The organism is Monashia sp. HAY1-5C (assembly GCF_056755255.1).
On record NZ_JBPGXG010000279.1, the window covers coordinates 1 to 668 of the forward strand.

Annotated in this window: 1 protein-coding gene; it reads left to right on the forward strand. The window is 77.2% G+C overall.

What is annotated here, in order from left to right; all coding sequences use genetic code 11:
• On the forward strand, positions 1 to 570 hold a 570-nt coding region (locus ACR9ZK_RS21640; RefSeq protein ID WP_481344022.1), incomplete at its 5' end, for a hypothetical protein.
• Between the last annotated feature and the right edge of the window lie 98 nt (positions 571 to 668).

A 668-nucleotide genomic window follows, 5' to 3' on the forward strand; every position in this document is an offset into this window, starting at 1 on the left:
CGCTGGTGGTGGCCGTACCGGACGCCGGAGGACAGCGGTCCGGAGCACGACCTCACCGACGTCGTCCGCTCCCGGGCGGTCCGGGGCCGGCACCTCGCCACCGTCACGGCCCTCTCGGTCGGCGGCGCGGGTGCCCGGCTGACCGTCGAGGGCGTCGTCGTCGACGGCGCCCGCACCCTCGGTCCGACGGCGGCCCTGCGACTCGAGCTCGTCGACCGCGACTCATCGGCCGTCGTCGCGGACTGTGCCGTCCGGGTCCACGACGGCCGGTTCTCCGGCGCGCTCGTCCTGCCCGACGGGCGGCCCGGCCGCCCGGTCCCGAAGGCCTTCGACGTCAAGGCGTCCTTCGCCCGCCGCGGCCTCGCCGCGCGGGCGCTCGCGGCCCTGCGGGTCGTGCGTGCCGGGGCCGCGCAACCCGTCGAGGTGCCGGCAGGCTCCGACCTGCCGACGCTCGACGTGCCCGGACGCGACGGGCCGTGGCACGCCTACCGGACGCGCAACGGCAACCTGGCCCTGAGGCCCCTCGTCGCGGGTGCGACGTTCGCGGACCCGTCGAGGCCCTCGGACTGAGAACGCACCGACGGACGGTCCAGGGCCTCGATGGCGGCGGTGACCCGCTCGCAGCACCGCCCGTCACGCATCGGGAACGTCGCCTCGATCCGCGCCTG